At 45.5% G+C, this 15773-nt stretch carries 12 protein-coding genes and 1 pseudogene; 3 read left to right on the top strand and 10 right to left on the bottom strand.

Features of this window, described 5'->3' with window-relative positions:
• The 7 genes and pseudogenes from L1D55_RS07440 to xerD all read right to left on the bottom strand — a co-directional run.
• Positions 1 to 202: pseudogene (locus L1D55_RS07440) on the bottom strand (helix-turn-helix domain-containing protein); the annotation flags it as partial.
• Positions 203 to 302: 100 nt separating this feature from the next.
• Positions 303 to 1637, bottom strand: coding sequence for a cyclic-di-GMP-binding transcriptional regulator VpsR (gene vpsR / locus L1D55_RS07435; protein WP_102426300.1), 1335 nt, complete (start codon positions 1635 to 1637; stop codon positions 303 to 305).
• A 286-nt stretch (positions 1638 to 1923) separates the two neighbouring features.
• Complete coding sequence (gene lysS / locus L1D55_RS07430; protein ID WP_004739551.1) at positions 1924 to 3441, bottom strand: lysine--tRNA ligase; 1518 nt, start codon at positions 3439 to 3441, stop codon at positions 1924 to 1926.
• A 51-nt stretch (positions 3442 to 3492) separates the two neighbouring features.
• Positions 3493 to 4591, bottom strand: a protein-coding gene (gene prfB, locus L1D55_RS07425) for a peptide chain release factor 2 (protein WP_100205982.1) whose coding sequence is annotated in 2 segments (ribosomal slippage) — positions 3493 to 4515 and positions 4517 to 4591 — 1098 coding nt in all. Because the reading frame shifts where the segments join, the coding sequence is not laid out codon by codon here.
• Between the two features lie 236 nt (positions 4592 to 4827).
• A complete protein-coding gene (recJ, locus tag L1D55_RS07420; RefSeq protein WP_061033350.1) occupies positions 4828 to 6564 on the bottom strand; it encodes a single-stranded-DNA-specific exonuclease RecJ in 1737 nt (578 codons plus the stop codon).
• A 109-nt stretch (positions 6565 to 6673) separates the two neighbouring features.
• Positions 6674 to 7453, bottom strand: coding sequence for a thioredoxin fold domain-containing protein (locus tag L1D55_RS07415; RefSeq protein WP_128161960.1), 780 nt, complete (start codon positions 7451 to 7453; stop codon positions 6674 to 6676).
• Positions 7454 to 7479: 26 nt separating this feature from the next.
• Positions 7480 to 8394 carry a site-specific tyrosine recombinase XerD gene (gene xerD, locus L1D55_RS07410; RefSeq protein WP_128161962.1) on the bottom strand — a complete coding sequence of 305 codons (915 nt, stop codon included), beginning with the start codon at positions 8392 to 8394 and terminating at the stop codon, positions 7480 to 7482.
• Positions 8395 to 8544: 150 nt separating this feature from the next.
• Here xerD and fldB point away from each other — a divergent pair, with 150 nt between their 5' ends.
• Positions 8545 to 9066: a flavodoxin FldB gene (gene fldB / locus L1D55_RS07405; protein WP_128161964.1), complete on the top strand. Its 522-nt coding sequence runs from the start codon at positions 8545 to 8547 to the stop codon at positions 9064 to 9066.
• 123 nt (positions 9067 to 9189) lie between these two features.
• Here the strand turns inward: fldB and brnQ are convergent, their stop codons facing one another.
• The gene (gene brnQ, locus L1D55_RS07400; RefSeq protein ID WP_239917013.1) at positions 9190 to 10503 is read right to left on the bottom strand and encodes a branched-chain amino acid transport system II carrier protein; all 1314 of its coding nucleotides are present in this window, start codon (positions 10501 to 10503) and stop codon (positions 9190 to 9192) included.
• Positions 10504 to 10817: 314 nt separating this feature from the next.
• On the opposite strand from brnQ, the gene L1D55_RS07395 reads away from it, so the two are divergent.
• Together L1D55_RS07395 and srmB are read left to right on the top strand one after the other, a co-directional pair.
• Positions 10818 to 11546, top strand: a complete 729-nt coding sequence (locus L1D55_RS07395) for a methyltransferase (RefSeq protein ID WP_239917012.1) — start codon at positions 10818 to 10820, stop codon at positions 11544 to 11546.
• Positions 11547 to 11653: 107 nt separating this feature from the next.
• The gene (srmB, locus tag L1D55_RS07390; RefSeq protein ID WP_128161970.1) at positions 11654 to 12919 is read left to right on the top strand and encodes an ATP-dependent RNA helicase SrmB; all 1266 of its coding nucleotides are present in this window, start codon (positions 11654 to 11656) and stop codon (positions 12917 to 12919) included.
• A gap of 122 nt (positions 12920 to 13041) precedes the next feature.
• On the opposite strand, the gene yaaA is transcribed toward srmB, so the two are convergent.
• The gene (gene yaaA / locus L1D55_RS07385) at positions 13042 to 13818 is read right to left on the bottom strand and encodes a peroxide stress protein YaaA (protein WP_239917011.1); all 777 of its coding nucleotides are present in this window, start codon (positions 13816 to 13818) and stop codon (positions 13042 to 13044) included.
• Between the two features lie 223 nt (positions 13819 to 14041).
• Positions 14042 to 15469: a sodium:alanine symporter family protein gene (locus L1D55_RS07380; protein ID WP_105059060.1), complete on the bottom strand. Its 1428-nt coding sequence runs from the start codon at positions 15467 to 15469 to the stop codon at positions 14042 to 14044.
• Positions 15470 to 15773 lie beyond the last annotated feature (304 nt).

The raw sequence follows: 15773 nt of genomic DNA, 5'->3' as shown, positions 1-15773 counted from the left end.
TCAATGCTTTTCGTTTTGTCTGAGCAGTAGCCGCATGGTTAGTTGGCAAAAATGAATCAGTACCATGAATGGCAAAGACTTGAGCCCAATACCGTATCTGTCTTGAAGAAATTGAATATTGTTTTGCTAAGTAGAGAGATGACGTGCCATCTAAGTATTGCTTAGCAATGATACATTTTAGCTCTCGGCTATATTTGGACATAAAAAGACCCCCAATAATTGGTGTCCAACTATTGGGGGTCAGTTCATCATGCGTGGCTCTTAAATTTACACTAACAGATTTAATGACTTAGAAGAGAGTTCTACACAACACCCTCGGAAATCAGACTGTGTTTATTCAGCAAACGGTACATGGTGGCTCGTGACACGCCAAGTTCCTTAGCGGCTAATGAAACCTGCCCACCATAAGATTCCAAGACGATCAGTAAGGCATCACGCTCTGAACGTTCGCGAATACTCTTCAAGCTACGTCGCTCATCATTCTGCTTTGGCAGGTCAAGCTGCTGCTCCTCAATGATCACAGCATCCGACATCAACACAACGCGCTTTATCTGGTTCATCAATTCGCGAACATTGCCTGGCCAGTGGTAGCGATTCATCGAACGAATAGCATCTTCTGAAAAACTCTTTGCCTGAGCGTTAAACTCTTTCGAATACTCTCGTAGGAAGTGATTGGCTAATACGGAAATATCACTCACGCGCTCTTTGAGGCTCGGTACATGAATGCGTAGCACATTAATGTAGTGATAAAGCTCTTCGTTGAAATCCCCTTCGATTAAGGCTTTTTCAATATCAGAAGAGTTTGCTGCCAGAATACGTACATCAACAGACTTAGGTCCATCAGCCGTTTCAATCTTGCCTTCTTGTAGAAAACGCAGCAGATTCAACTGTTGATTACGTGGCATCGCCAAAACATCATTGAGCAAGATGGTGCCGCCATCAGCCTCTTCTAACATACAAGGAGAAGACATTGGCTGTTCGGAGATACCAAATACCTCAGATTCTATTCTCATTTCAGACAAGGCACGGCAGTTCACCGTTAGAAATGGCTTTTGAGATCGTGAGGAGTTTTGATGAATAGAGCGTGCAATCGTCTCTTTACCTGAACCGCTCTCTCCATAAATCAGAATACTGACATCCGTTGGGCCAATACGCTTCACTTGGTCTCTTAGGCGTTTCACAGCCACAGAGTCGCCTAGTAACCCCATATTGTTGTTAATACCATAGTTTGGCCATACTTTCTGTTCAAGCTTAAGCATTCCTAACTGGTGACCAATGGTGCTTAACAGCTGAGCGTCTGGGATCGGGGCAGTGAAAAAGTCGATACAAAAGTTAACGATAAATTGGCAGATCGTATCTGAACTTAATTGAGATTCACGGATAAACGCGAGCCATCTTACCTGCTTGTTGTTGCTCACAAGGTTAGCAATACCATTAAGGCTGAATTCATCATGGCTAAGATCCACAATGCCAATACATGGACCAATTTCATTAATCAAGGCATCCGCTTTTCGTAAGTCGGCACACTGGGTACACTGCCAACCCACTTGCTCTAATACAGATAACCAGGGTTCGTACGCACCACCAACGACGATAAGAGAACCTGGCAAGGAATCCATCTTAAATTGAGTTCCCATCCTTCTTCCTTATTCTATTTTTATTTAAATCAGGCTAATACGAGTCACCGCTTGTTCGCGTGGCAAAATGCCGCGAGATCGTATTCAATGCAGAAACCTATAGTAGAGAGACTATCTTAGATTTTATGTCTCATTAGTAAGACTATGTCAGAAATAATGATTTTTCGAATCAAGAGTGCGGTACAGGCTGGGTTTTGAGGCCTAAAAACAGAAAAAGCCACCCGAAGGTGGCTTTTTTATTGGATTGGGCTGCGATAACCCGTAAGCGATAACCCGTAAGCGATAATTACGCTTGTGGGCGCATTGCCGGGAACAAGATCACGTCACGGATTGTGTGCGTGTTTGTGAATAGCATTGCTAGACGGTCGATACCGATACCTTGACCCGCTGTTGGCGGTAGGCCGTGCTCAAGAGCTGTGATGTAGTCTGCATCGTAGTACATTGCTTCATCATCACCTGCGTCTTTCGCGTTAACTTGTGCTTTGAAACGCTCGTCTTGGTCTTCTGCATCGTTAAGCTCAGAGAAGCCGTTTGCTACTTCACGGCCACCGATGAAGAACTCAAAACGGTCTGTGAAGAACGGGTTGTCATCGCTACGACGAGCTAGAGGAGAGATGTCCGCTGGGTAACCAGTGATGAACGTTGGTTGAATTAGCTGAGGCTCAGCCGTTTCACCAAAGATCTCTTCTAGAAGCTGACCACATGTCCAGAATGTCTCTACTTCAACGTGTACAGATTTCGCGATTGCTACCATCTTCTCACGGTCTTGTAGGTCTTCTTCTGTTAGCGCTTGGATCTCAGCGTGCTCAGGGTTGTAGTGTTTGATTGCTTCAAACATGCTCATGCGAGCGTACTTACCACCAAACTCTACTGTCTCGTCACCGTAAGGCATAGAAGTAGAACCAAGAACGTCCATAGCCGCAGTGCTTAGCATCTCTTCAGTTAGATCCATCAGATCTTTGTAGTCAGAGTACGCTTGGTAGAATTCCATCATTGTAAATTCTGGGTTGTGACGTGGCGATAGACCTTCGTTACGGAAGTTACGGTTGATCTCGAATACACGGTCAAAACCACCCACTACTAGACGCTTCAGGTAAAGCTCTGGAGCAACACGTAGGTACATATCGATGTCTAGTGCATTGTGGTGAGTGATGAATGGACGTGCAGTTGCACCACCAGGGATCACGTGCATCATTGGCGTTTCAACTTCTAGGTAGCCTTTTGAGCTCATGAAGTTACGGATTGAAGAAACAAGCTTAGAACGTACGATGAATGCGTTGCGAGAATCTTCGTTCACGATTAGGTCAACGTAACGCTGACGGTAACGCATCTCTTGGTCAGTTAGACCGTGGAACTTCTCTGGTAGAGGGCGAAGTGCTTTAGTTAGCAGTTCGAACTCTTCCATGTTCACGTAAAGATCACCTTTACCTGACTTGTGAAGTGCACCTTTAACACCGATGATGTCACCGATATCTAGGCCTTGGTACTGCTCTTTAAGTACTTTTTGTACGTCTTTTGCTGCGTATGCTTGGATACGGCCAGACGTTTCTTGAATAGCTAGGAATGGACCACGCTTAGCCATTACACGACCGGCAATAGCAACAATGTGGTTTAGCTCTTCTAGTTCTTCTTTAGTCTTTTCACCGAATTCCGCTTGAAGGTCGCCAGCTAGGTGCTCACGACGGAAGTCATTTGGGTGGCCGTTTGCTTTGCAGCTCTTGCGGATATGATCCAGCTTGGCACGACGCTCAGCAATTAGCTTATTCTCTTCTTGTGCGTTTTCGTTTTGAACAGCATCAGTCATTTTCGATGTATCCTGTCTTTCTTTATGAAAATAGTTTTGTCGGTGAAAAGCTTATAAACCTGATTTCAGGCTAGCTTCGATAAATTTATCTAGGTCGCCATCAAGAACCGCTTGAGTATTACGGTTTTCAATGCCAGTGCGTAAATCTTTGATACGTGAATCATCCAGTACGTAAGAGCGGATTTGACTGCCCCAACCGATGTCTGATTTAGTATCTTCGTTCGCTTGTTTTTCAGCATTTTGTTTTTGAATCTCAAGCTCAAAAAGCTTAGCACGTAGCTGCTTCATCGCTTGATCTTTGTTCTTATGCTGCGAACGGTCATTCTGACATTGAACCACTGTGTTAGTTGGAACGTGAGTAATACGTACCGCAGACTCAGTGGTGTTTACGTGCTGACCACCAGCGCCCGAAGCACGGTATACGTCAATACGTAAGTCAGAAGGGTTAATATCAATCGTAATGTTGTCATCAATCTCTGGGTAAATAAACGCAGAAGCAAATGATGTATGACGGCGGCCGCTTGAATCAAATGGTGATTTACGAACTAGACGGTGAACACCTGTCTCTGTACGTAACCAACCGTACGCGTACTCACCAGAGATACGTACTGTTGCACCTTTCAAACCAGCAACTTCACCTTCAGATACTTCGATAACTTCAGTTTTGAAGCCCTTCGCTTCCGCCCAACGCAAGTACATGCGTAGCATCATTGAAGTCCAGTCTTGTGCTTCAGTACCACCTGAACCCGACTGTAGATCGATATAGCAATCTGAAGCGTCATGCTCACCAGAGAACATACGACGGAACTCAAGTTTACCTAGCTTAGCTTCAAGCTCCGCTAGTTCTGGTTCAATTTCGTCGAACGTTTCTTGATCTTCTTCTTCAACCGCTAGCTCTAGTAGGCCATCAACATCCTCAACACCTTGGTCAAGTTGGTCAATCGTTTCTACTACCGCTTCCAGTGCAGAACGCTCTTTACCTAGCGCTTGAGCACGCTCAGGTTCGTTCCATACATCCGGTTGTTCTAATTCTGCGTTTACTTCTTCTAGACGCTCTTTCTTAGCGTCATAGTCAAAGGTACCCCCTCAGGATATTTGTGCGCTCAGACACATCCTGTAGACGGTTTTTTATAGGATTGATTTCAAACATTTTAGCTCATCATTTATGAGTAGAATTTAACCGCAGAATTGTACTCAAAAGTGTGACGGAGATACAGAAATTTTTAGAAGGCAAACCAATATTCAGTCACTTACAACAATATAAAGTTTTTAGTTCAGAAATTAGCGCGATTTAGGCATAAAGCAGAGACAAAATAAGCCCGGAATTCGGCGCCGAGCTTGTTGTTTTGATAAGGCGAGTGAAGCCATAATTTTATTGAAGTTAGGCTATTTTGCTTCGATGTGGTCAACCATTAACTGCAATGACTGATTACCACGAAACTCGTTAATATCCAGCTTATAAGCAAGATGCACGGTTTTCACTGAAGCATCTGGCCAGCGACGTAAATCAACATTGAAAGCAATGCCGTCGATCATCACATTAGTTGGATGGCCTTTGTATAATGGCTCTAACATCAACTTAAGGTGTTTTTCACCCACCAGCTTTTGGTGCAACACTTTAAACTCACCATCGAAGATAGGCTCAGGGAATGCTTGCCCCCAAGGGCCACCCGCGCGTAGCGTTTCAGCGGTGTGCATCGAGAACTCTTCAGGTAACAACTCGCCGTCAGATAAGATGATGCCCTTAAGTGCCGTTTCTCCGAGTTCTTGTTTCACGACATCGTTGAACAGTTTGCTAAAGCGTTCAAAGTCCTTTTCCATGATCGTTAAGCCAGCCGCCATTGCGTGACCACCAAACTTAAGAATCAAACCAGGGTTTTGAGTGTCGATACGGTCTAGCGCATCGCGCATGTGCAAACCCGGAATCGAGCGGCAGGAGCCTTTAATGCTCCCTTCTCCACCATCCGCGAACGCAATCACGGGGCGATGGTATTTGTCTTTGATACGCGAAGCCAAAATACCAATCACACCTTGGTGCCAATCACGTTGGAATAGTGCCAAACCAGAAGGCAGGTCGTCTTTACCAAATTCAAGGCGCTCACAGAAAGCCATCGCTTCTTGCTTCATGCCCTCTTCGATCTCTTTACGAGTCTGGTTCAAACCATCAAGCTCGCTCGCCATGCGACGTGCAGCGTGGATGTTGTTGCTCATTAGCAGCTCAACACCAAACGACATGTCATCAAGTCGACCCGCGGCATTGATACGAGGGCCCAGTGCAAAACCAAAGTCCGAAGCGACCAAACGTTTCGCGTCTCGCTTGGCAATCTCAATCAAGGCTTGAATACCCGGACGAGCCTTACCCGCTCGAATACGTTGCAAGCCTTGGTGTACCAAGATTCGGTTGTTTTCATCAAGTGGCACCACGTCCGCAACCGTACCTAGAGCGACAAGGTCTATCAGCTCCATCAGCTTAGGCTCTGTCATGCCACGTTCAGCAAACCAATTCAGTTTACGCATGTGAACACACAGTGCCATCATCAGGTAGAAAGCCACGCCAACACCAGCGAGCGCCTTAGACGGAAATGCACAGCTCTCTAGATTCGGGTTCACCATCGCATCAACCATAGGCAATTCACTGCCCGGTAAGTGATGGTCAGTGACCAGAACTTCTAAACCTTTCTCTTTGGCAAAACGCACCCCTTCAATTGAAGAGACACCATTATCAACCGTCATGATCACTTCCGCACCAATCTCGATTGCTTGCTCTACCACTTCAGGGCTGAGGCCGTAGCCATCTTCAAAACGGTTTGGTACTAGGTAATCAACATTTGAGCTGCCTAGCATACGCAGCGCAAGTACCGACAGCGCAGAGCTGGTTGCGCCATCGGCATCAAAATCGCCAACCACAATAATGCGTTTTTGATGCTGAATCGCCTTAAACAACAATTCAACGGCAGCATCGATGCCGCCCAGTTTTTGATAGGAGTGTAGACCTTTCGCTGCAGTCTCAAGTTGGTCTGCACTGTTGACTCCGCGGCTCACATAGATGCGTTTTAACAGATCTGGTAAATGAGCAGGCAAAACGGAAATGTCGACCTCAGGACGGCGTTGAATCTCTATCATATAAAAATGGGCCTGATATCAATCAGGCCACTCCTTAAATCAAAAACATGGAAATAAATAATAAAGTCGCCATATTTACTGACGGCGACTGTGACAGCTCTGCTAGAGACTACTGCTCTAGACGCTGAAGCAGCTGTGCTGGCGGTAAGTAACCACTCACCAACTCACCGCTTGCTAATACGATAGCAGGTGTACCATTAATACCAAGCTCACGGCCTAGTTGGTACTGCTTAGCGATGATCTGTTTCTTCTCTTCAAGGTCTTTACTTGAAACTGGCATCTTTCGCTCGACCTTAGCATTGTGCATTGCGGCTTTTGGATCGTCAGAAGCCCAGATAGCTGCCATTTGATCTGCTACTTGGCCTGTACCACCTTGACGTGGATATGCCATGTAACGCACCGTGATACCGAGGTCATTGTAGCCCTGCATCTGGCTGTGCAGACGAACACAGTAGCCACAAGTGATGTCAGTAAACACAGTCACAACATATTTTTCGTTGTCTGCTTTGTATTCGATAACCGTATCAGACAGTGCCGCTACTTTCTCAGCATTGATAGGCGCTTGACGCTCTGCCAATACATCGCTGAATTTGCCGTTCTCATCCAGAGAGTAAAGTGTACCCGCTAGAAAATGATCGCCCGCTGGAGATGAGAAGATAATGCCACTGTTGGTTTGAATCTCTAGAAGACCATCAATATCCGAAGGAACAATCTTGTTGACCTTGATGCCGATTTTTTCAAAACGCTTGGTTAGCGCCGCGGTATCAATATCCTGAGCTGAAGCAACCTCTGCAGCTGTTGTGGTTTGTTCTACTTTCGCTTCTGATGCATTACATGCAGTGATCATCAGCGGTAGCGCTAATAGAGGAAGACGGCGTAATACGCTCATTAAGTTCACCTTAAAAATAAATGGATTTAAGCACGAGGGTGATGCTGAGTATGAATTTGTTTCAGCCTTTCGGTCGCCACGTGAGTATAAATTTGAGTTGTCGATAAGTCACTATGCCCAAGCAACATCTGTACGACCCTAAGATCAGCACCATAGTTCAGTAAATGAGTAGCAAAAGCGTGTCTTAAAACGTGCGGGGACAGCAATTCTGTGTCAATACCCGCGACAACCGCGTAATGCTTAATACGATACCAAAACGTCTGACGGGTCATTTGCTTAGCTCGCTTACTTGGAAAAACCACATCTGAGCTGTTTTCACCAAGCAGTTGCGGTCGCCCTTGTTCGATAAAACTCTCAATCCAGTCCACTGCGTTTTCACCCATTGGCACCAAGCGCTCTTTACCGCCTTTACCAATAACACGCACTACGCCCTGTCTTAGGCTAATGTTTTCCATCGTTAGGCTGACCAGCTCCGTAACACGCAAACCGGTTGCATATAATAACTCAAGCATCGCCTTATCGCGAAGTTCAATAGGGTCATTCGGATCGGGCGCATCGAGCAAAGCATCCACTTGCTCTTCACTTAGGTCTTTTGGCAGACGTTGTGGCAGCTTGGGGCTGATCAACAACGCACTCGGATCATCCGCTCTAACTTTCTCACGATGCAGGTATTGGAATAAACGGCGAATCGCCGACAACATACGTGCACGGGAAGTCTGCTTAAAATCCGCATCAACCAACCAGCTTTGGTAATCCTGTAACCCAGACAGACTAATAAAATCGAGGCGATAATTATTCTGTTCCATCCACGTTAATAGCTTGGATAAATCAGTACGATACGAGACAAGAGTATTCTCTGATAATCCTCGCTCCATCCACATAGCATCTAAAAACTGCTCAACTAGACCGTGGTCTGCGCTCTGCCCTTGAGGCGACTGCATAGTGTTACTCACAATATTGGAAACTGTTTTGAGAGTATGCCAGAGCAAATATGAATGCCATAAAAATTACACCTTGAGTGGATAATCGCTGCAATCGAAGTCGATTTATGGTTAGAATTCGCCATCTGAAATTAAAATCGAACGTTTGCTATGAAAATTGGATTATTTTACGGCTCAACCACCTGCTACACAGAAATGGCAGCAGAAAAAATTCGCGGCATTATTGGTGAAGACCTAGTTGATATCCATAACGTGAAAGAGGCTCCGCTTTCATTGATGGCAGACTACGACCTATTACTCCTGGGTATTTCTACGTGGGACTTTGGCGAAATCCAAGAAGATTGGAATGAGCTTTGGGACGATATCGCGACGACACCAGTAAAAGGTAAGGTTGTGGCACTGTTTGGCTTAGGTGACCAAGAGGGTTACGGCGAGTGGTTCTTGGATGCGATGGGTCTATTGCATGACGAACTAAAAACTGCCGGAGCTCAATTTGTTGGCTTCTGGCCAAACGACGACAGCTACGAATTCGAAGCGTCTAAAGCGCTCACCGAAGACCAATCACAGTTCGTCGGCTTGGCGCTTGATGAAGACTCACAATATGAACTGAGTGACGAGCGTATCGCAAGCTGGGTTGAACAAGTTCTGGTTGAGTACAGCGAGAAGCTGTAAGTACATAAGCTCTCCAAAAGCTGTCCACTTCAAAACAGACAGAATACAAAAAGGCCTCACTACTGCGAAGTAATGAGGCCTTTTCTATGTCATTTAGAATGACTATCTAATCTCAACCAAAGATTAAACCGTCTCTTCTGCCATTTCTTGCTCTGCTGACTTACCAACAAAGAACATACAGATGATTGCTGCAGCCGTTGGAAGTAACCAACCCATGCCGATCTCGAACAGAGGCAGCATCTTCAGTGCAGATACATCAACACCTGCTACCTTCGCACCATCGATAAGAGCAAACATTAGTGACACCAATACCACAACGCGGTACGCCGCTTTTGGATTAGGGAAACGGCTACGCAAGAACGTCAGAGCTACCAATGCAATTGCTACTGGGTATAGCGCAAACAATACAGGTACAGACAGCGAAATAAGCTGAGAAAGACCAACGTTCGCTACCGTTGCACAAGCAACACCGTTGATGATTACCCAAGTCTTGTAAGACAGCGGCGTTAGTGAGCTGAAGTAGTCAGAACATGCAGACACAAGGCCAATCGCAGTTGTTAGACACGCTAGTAGTACGATGACTGAAAGCACTAGCTGACCAGAAGGACCAAACAGTGACTGAACGTATAGGCTTAAGATCGCGCCGCCGTTGCCAGCACCCGCTGCTACTGTTGCGCTTGTTGCGCCTAGGAAGAACAGAGAGATGTAAACGAACGCTAGACCAGCCGCAGCAATACAACCCGCGCTGATTAGGTACTTAGTCGTCGCAGCACGGTCAGTGATGCCTTTGCTGCGGATAGAATCCACAATCAGCATACCGAACATCAGTGAAGCAAAAGTATCCATGGTGTTGTAACCTTCAAGGAAACCTTTTGTTAGTGGCTGAGTGATGTATTCACCGTGAGCACCAAGAATATCGCCCTGAGGGTTAACAAATACAGCAACCGCCAGTACAACTAAACCGATGAAAAGTGCTGGTGTGAGAACCTTGCCGATAACGTCAATTAGCTTACCTTGAGACCATGAGAAGAACATGGCAACCACAAAAAATGCGATAGAAAAGAATGTTAGGTGAGCTTGAGAGGCATCGATGAAGAACGGTTTCACCGCCATCTCATAAGCAACAAGGCCAGTACGTGGTGCAGCAAATGCAGGACCAATGATAATGAAGATTAACACAGCCATGATAGTCGCTGCTTTTTTAGGAAGATCTTTGGTTAGATGATCCCAAGAGCCACCCGCAAGTGCAACGGCTACGATAGTGATTAACGGCAGACCAACGGCAGTCAGCAGGAAACCAGACATCGCTGGAAGAAAATGATCACCAGCCAATTGGCCAGCTAGAGGTGGGAAGATGATGTTACCCGCACCCAAGAAAAACGCAAAAAGCATAAAGCCCAATGCCATTATATCTGTTAGTTTTAGACTCTGTTTCACAGATAATCCTTAATTATATTTATGAATTTATGTTGTGCTTACGTGAATGTTACAGCGAAAAGCTGCCACTCAATCTATAAAATAGTCGCGCATAATGACGAAACACTTGGCTAGCTGCAAGTCACCACACAAAAACACCATATAAATTTGCATATATCAACCAAAAGCAGTCGATTATACTGGATATGGAAAAATAGTCACAATTATCAACTAACCATAATTCACAACAATAAGTCATCAATCAGAACATTGATTCACACATTTGATTAACAATAGAGCTAATCACTTAAAATATCTCGATACTCAGAACATTCATGAAAGACAAAATCGTGCAGACTAAAAGCTTCAATTTTAAGCAATTCTCAATTTACGGTGGGCAAAGCGGTATGCCAGTCAGCACCGATGGTGTACTACTTGGCGCATGGGTAAGCATTGCACCTAAGTCCTCGGCACTCGATATTGGAACAGGCACTGGGCTTTTGGCCTTGATGGTCGCTCAGCGCTTTGCTGACATATCGATCTCTGCGATCGATATTGATCCACACGCGATTGAAGCTGCGACCATCAATATTGAGCAGTCGCCATGGCAAGATCGCATCACTCTGCATGATGGCAGCGTGCTCACCACCAACTTTCCGAAAAAGTTTGACGCGATAATCTGCAACCCACCCTACTTCAACTCAGGAGAGCAGTCACAGCAGAGCCAAAGAGCAACTGCTAGACACACTGACAGCTTGGATCATCTACAACTTGCCAAGCGATGTTTCGAGATCACAACCGAAGCTGCGACGGCCAGTTTTATACTGCCAACGCCTGAGGGAGAAGGTTTCATCAAGCTTGCTAAACAGTGCGGTTGGTACTTAGCCAAGCGTCTTGATGTCAAAACCACAGACAAGAAGCCCGCAAGTCGAATTCTTTTTGAGTTATCGAAAGATCCTGCATGCGAGCAAGATTTGCAGTGTGAATCGCTCACCATTCACCATCAAGGTGGTTATAGCGAGGCATTTATTGCACTTACCAAAGATTTTTATCTCAAGATGTAGCAAATACCATGTGATCCTAATCACTAATGCTTCTATAATGTCCGACTACTCTTTTTTATCGTCTGCTTTTTGAGGCAGAAACATTTATTGCTTGTGGAGAAACAACAGTGATCAGAACCTTTGCAGAACTCGATCTAAACCAAGAGCTGCTTAAAGCAATTGACGAAATGGGCTACGAACGCCCAACACAGATACAAGCTGAAGCAATCCCACAAGCGTTAGATGGAAGAGACGTTTTGGCATCTGCGCCAACAGGTACAGGTAAAACAGCATCATTCGTACTGCCAGCACTGCAATACCTTCAGGATTTCCCTCGTAAGAAAGCGGGTCCTGCTCGTATGCTTATCCTGACGCCAACGCGTGAGCTAGCAATGCAGATCACTGACCAAGCTCGTGAGCTTGCGAAATACACTGCACTGAACATCTTCACCATCACAGGTGGTGTGATGTACCAAGAGCACGCAGACATTCTTGGCACTACTCAGGACATCGTTGTTGCGACTCCAGGCCGCCTAATGGAATACATCGAAGCTGAGCGCTTTGATTGTCGTGCGATCGAATGGCTGATCCTAGATGAAGCAGACCGCATGCTAGACATGGGCTTTGGTCCTGTTGTTGATCGCCTATCTGCAGAGTGTCGCTGGCGTAAGCAAACTTTACTTTTCTCAGCAACGCTAGAAGGTAAAGGTGTTGAAGGTTTCACTGAAGACCTACTGAACAACCCAGCAGAGATCGATGCAAAATCATCACTACGTGAACGTAAAAAGATCACTCAGTGGTACCACCGTGCAGACACAGCAGAGCATAAACTCGAGCTGCTAAAACACATCATTACTAAAGAAGCTGAGCGTAGTATCGTCTTCTTAAAAACTCGTGAGCGTTTAGGCGACCTACGTGCACTGCTAGAGAGCGCTCAGATTCCATGCGCTTGGATTCAAGGCGAGATGCCTCAGGACCGTCGTAACAATGCGATTGCTCGTTTCCGTGATGGCACTGTAAACGTACTGCTAGCAACTGACGTAGCGGCTCGTGGTATCGACCTTCCAGACGTAAGCCACGTAATTAACTACGACATGCCACGCACCGCTGATGTTTACCTACACCGAATTGGCCGTACGGCTCGTGCAGGTAAAAAAGGTAATGCGGTTTCTCTAATCGAAGCGCACGATCAATTAATGATTGAACGCGTTGCTCGTTACACCAAAGAAGCAATCAAAGAGCGCTTCGTTGAAGGCATGCGTCCTACGCACAAGAAAGCCGCTGTAACGAAGAAAAAGAAACCAAAGAAAGAAGATAAGAAAGCAGTAGAGAAGCAGAAGCTCGCGAAGAAGAAAAAAATCGCGAAGAAAAAGAAAGCTGCAAAGAAAAAGTAATCTGATAGCTTGCTAACTTCTGAATGATTCAACAAAAAGCCCCATGCAGCGAACTGCATGGGGCTTTTCTATATCTAGTTGGTATCTCGCCTTATAGCGCGACTACCTTGAACCAATAACGTCTAGTTTTGCTCTTCACGCTTGAAAACTAGCTCTTTCGCGTTCGACTCTTCTTCTACGAAGTAGTAACCCGCAGTATCAAACTTAGTCAGCGCTTCAATAGAGTCTACTTTGTTCTCAATGATGTAGCGAGCCATCATACCGCGCGCCTTTTTCGCGTAGAAACTGATCACCTTGTATTGACCGTTCTTACAGTCTTTGAATACCGGTGTCATCACTTGGCCATCCAAGTTCTTTGGTTTTACCGCTTTGAAGTACTCGTTAGATGCTAGGTTGATCAGCACATTGTCGCCTTGAGCGTTCAGCGCTTCATTCAGCTTATCTGTGATGATGTTGCCCCAGAACTGGTATAAGTTAGTACCGCGAGCATTCGCTAAACGCGTGCCCATTTCTAGGCGGTAAGGTTGCATCAAATCAAGTGGCTTTAGTAAGCCGTAAAGACCAGAAAGCATACGCAGGTGATTCTGTGCGTAGTCAAAATCTTCATCCGACAGTGTTTCAGCGTCTAGGCCTGTGTATACATCACCTTTGAAGGCAAGGATGGCTTGACGTGCATTCTCTTGGGTAAAAGTCTCGCTCCACTGCTCAAAGCGCGCTACGTTCAACCCTGCGATCTTATCGCTCACTTTCATCAATGCAGAGACATCTGCTGGTGTCAGCTTGCGGCACTCTTCAATCAGTTCAGCAGAGTGTTCAACAAACTCAGGCTGACTAAAGCGTTCTGTCGCTAATGGTGATTCGTAATCAAGTGTTTTGGCTGGAGACACGACAACTAACATAACTTTACCCTAATCGGTTATCTAACTGGATGCTGCTAGAGTATAGAAAAAACATCAACTTGTCTTTATGACTCTTCCTATTACTTTGATAGATGATTCTAACCACCCACTTTCAATCATCCAAAGCCGCTGAGAATGAAAACGCAGGCAAAGAAAAAGGCTAAGGTCGAAACCTTAGCCTTTGCAATCGTTTTAGGATGAGCGCTTTATCGCTCCAACAAGATTACTTCTTGTTGTTGTCCCAAATACCATCTTCCAGTTGAGACTTAAGCTCAGGGAAGTCATTTGCATCAAATGTTGGTACTTTACCCGCGTCAAGTTGGCGGTTGTAGTCCTTCGCTAGCTTAATAACGATACCTGACAGCAAGATAATCGCCACCAAGTTAACAATCGCCATTAGACCCATCGATACGTCAGCCAGTGCCCATACCGTAGGTAGCGTTGCTAGAGAACCAAACATAACCATACCCAGAACAATAATACGGAATAGCACTAGGCCTTTCTTATTGTTGTGCTCTAGGAAAATCAGGTTCGTTTCAGCGTACGAGTAGTTTGCAATGATTGAAGTGAAAGCGAAGAAGAAAATCGCTACCGCTACAAAGATGCCACCCCATGAACCCACTTGTGCTGTTAGTGCACGTTGAGTCAGTTCGATACCTGTTACTTCACCGTGTGGTACATACTCACCAGACATCAGGATGATTGCTACTGTTGCAGAACAGATAACGATCGTATCCATGAATACACCTAGCATTTGTACATAACCTTGTGATGCTGGGTGCGGTGGGTAAGGCGTAGCAGAAGCTGCTGCGTTCGGCGCAGAACCCATACCCGCTTCGTTCGAGAACAGACCACGTTTGATACCGTTAATCATCGCTTGTGCAATTGCGTAACCTAGGCCACCCGCAGCTGCTTCTTGCAGACCGAATGCACTCTTGAAGATAAGAGCGATCACTTCAGGCACTTTCTCAATGTTCGCAAACATGATGAACAGTGCGATAGCAAGGTAAGCCAATGCCATGATTGGAACGATGATTTCTGCAGTACGTGCGATCTTACGGATACCACCGAAGATAACGAATGCAGAGATAATTACGATTGCTACACCTGTGTAGCTGCGTTCAAAATCAAACGCTGTATTCATTGCACTTGCAATCGCGTTCGCTTGAACCGCGTTGAATACAAGACCGAATGCGATGATTAGGAAGATAGAGAATAGAACCCCCATCCAACGCATGCCTAGGCCTTTTTCCATGTAGTATGCAGGGCCACCACGGTAGTTACCGTCGTTATCGCGTGTTTTGTATAGCTGTGCTAGCGTACTTTCTGCAAACGATGTTGCCATACCTAGCATTGCAATTAGCCACATCCAGAAGATAGCACCAGGGCCACCAGCAGTAAGCGCTACAGCAACACCTGCCATGTTACCCGTACCAACACGAGCAGCAAGACTAGTACAAAGAGCTTGGAAAGAAGAGATACCAGCACTGTCTGCTTTGCGGCTGTTCTTTAGAACCGAGAACATGTGGCCGAAATGGCGGAATTGAATGAAGCCTAGTCGTACGGTGAAGTAGATACCCACACCAACCAGTAAATAAACTAAGATAGATCCCCAAAGGAGATCGTTCATCAAATTGATTAAGTCTGTCACGTGAACCTCGTAATTGAGTTTAAGCACCGATCATGCTTCCAAGCCTTCCTCTAGATCACCTATGCCAGTGTCAATAGTTGTGTCGGCATTAGTTTTATATTTATTTGTTGCGATCTAGATTGTAAATGTCGCTTCATGCATCCATTTTACGTATCGGTGTATTTTTTGACGGGCGGATAATGCAGCGAGATGATCTAAAAATCAATATGCAAATCTATTTATATCAAAATGACATTTCACTAATAACACACCTTTTGTTAACACAACTTTCAACAATCCAGCCCAATAAAAGTCACATTATCGG

Origin of the sequence: Vibrio sp. Isolate22 (genome assembly GCF_022398115.1) — a bacterium.
GTDB lineage: Bacteria > Pseudomonadota > Gammaproteobacteria > Enterobacterales > Vibrionaceae > Vibrio.
The sequence above is the reverse complement of the archived record's forward strand: the minus strand, read 5'-3'. Positions and strand labels throughout refer to the sequence as shown.

What these genes read in the sequence shown, in the direction of transcription:
- xerD (WP_128161962.1), bottom strand. Translation starts at nt 8,394, where the DNA reads ATGCAGTCGCCTCAAGGGCAGAGCGCAGACCACGGTCTAGTTGAGCAG.
- recJ (WP_061033350.1), bottom strand. Translation starts at nt 6,564, where the DNA reads ATGATAGAGATTCAACGCCGTCCTGAGGTCGACATTTCCGTTTTGCCT.
- L1D55_RS07415 (WP_128161960.1), bottom strand. Translation starts at nt 7,453, where the DNA reads ATGAGCGTATTACGCCGTCTTCCTCTATTAGCGCTACCGCTGATGATC.
- fldB (WP_128161964.1), top strand. Translation starts at nt 8,545, where the DNA reads ATGAAAATTGGATTATTTTACGGCTCAACCACCTGCTACACAGAAATG.
- yaaA (WP_239917011.1), bottom strand. Translation starts at nt 13,818, where the DNA reads ATGTTAGTTGTCGTGTCTCCAGCCAAAACACTTGATTACGAATCACCA.
- L1D55_RS07395 (WP_239917012.1), top strand. Translation starts at nt 10,818, where the DNA reads ATGAAAGACAAAATCGTGCAGACTAAAAGCTTCAATTTTAAGCAATTC.
- lysS (WP_004739551.1), bottom strand. Translation starts at nt 3,441, where the DNA reads ATGACTGATGCTGTTCAAAACGAAAACGCACAAGAAGAGAATAAGCTA.
- vpsR (WP_102426300.1), bottom strand. Translation starts at nt 1,637, where the DNA reads ATGGGAACTCAATTTAAGATGGATTCCTTGCCAGGTTCTCTTATCGTC.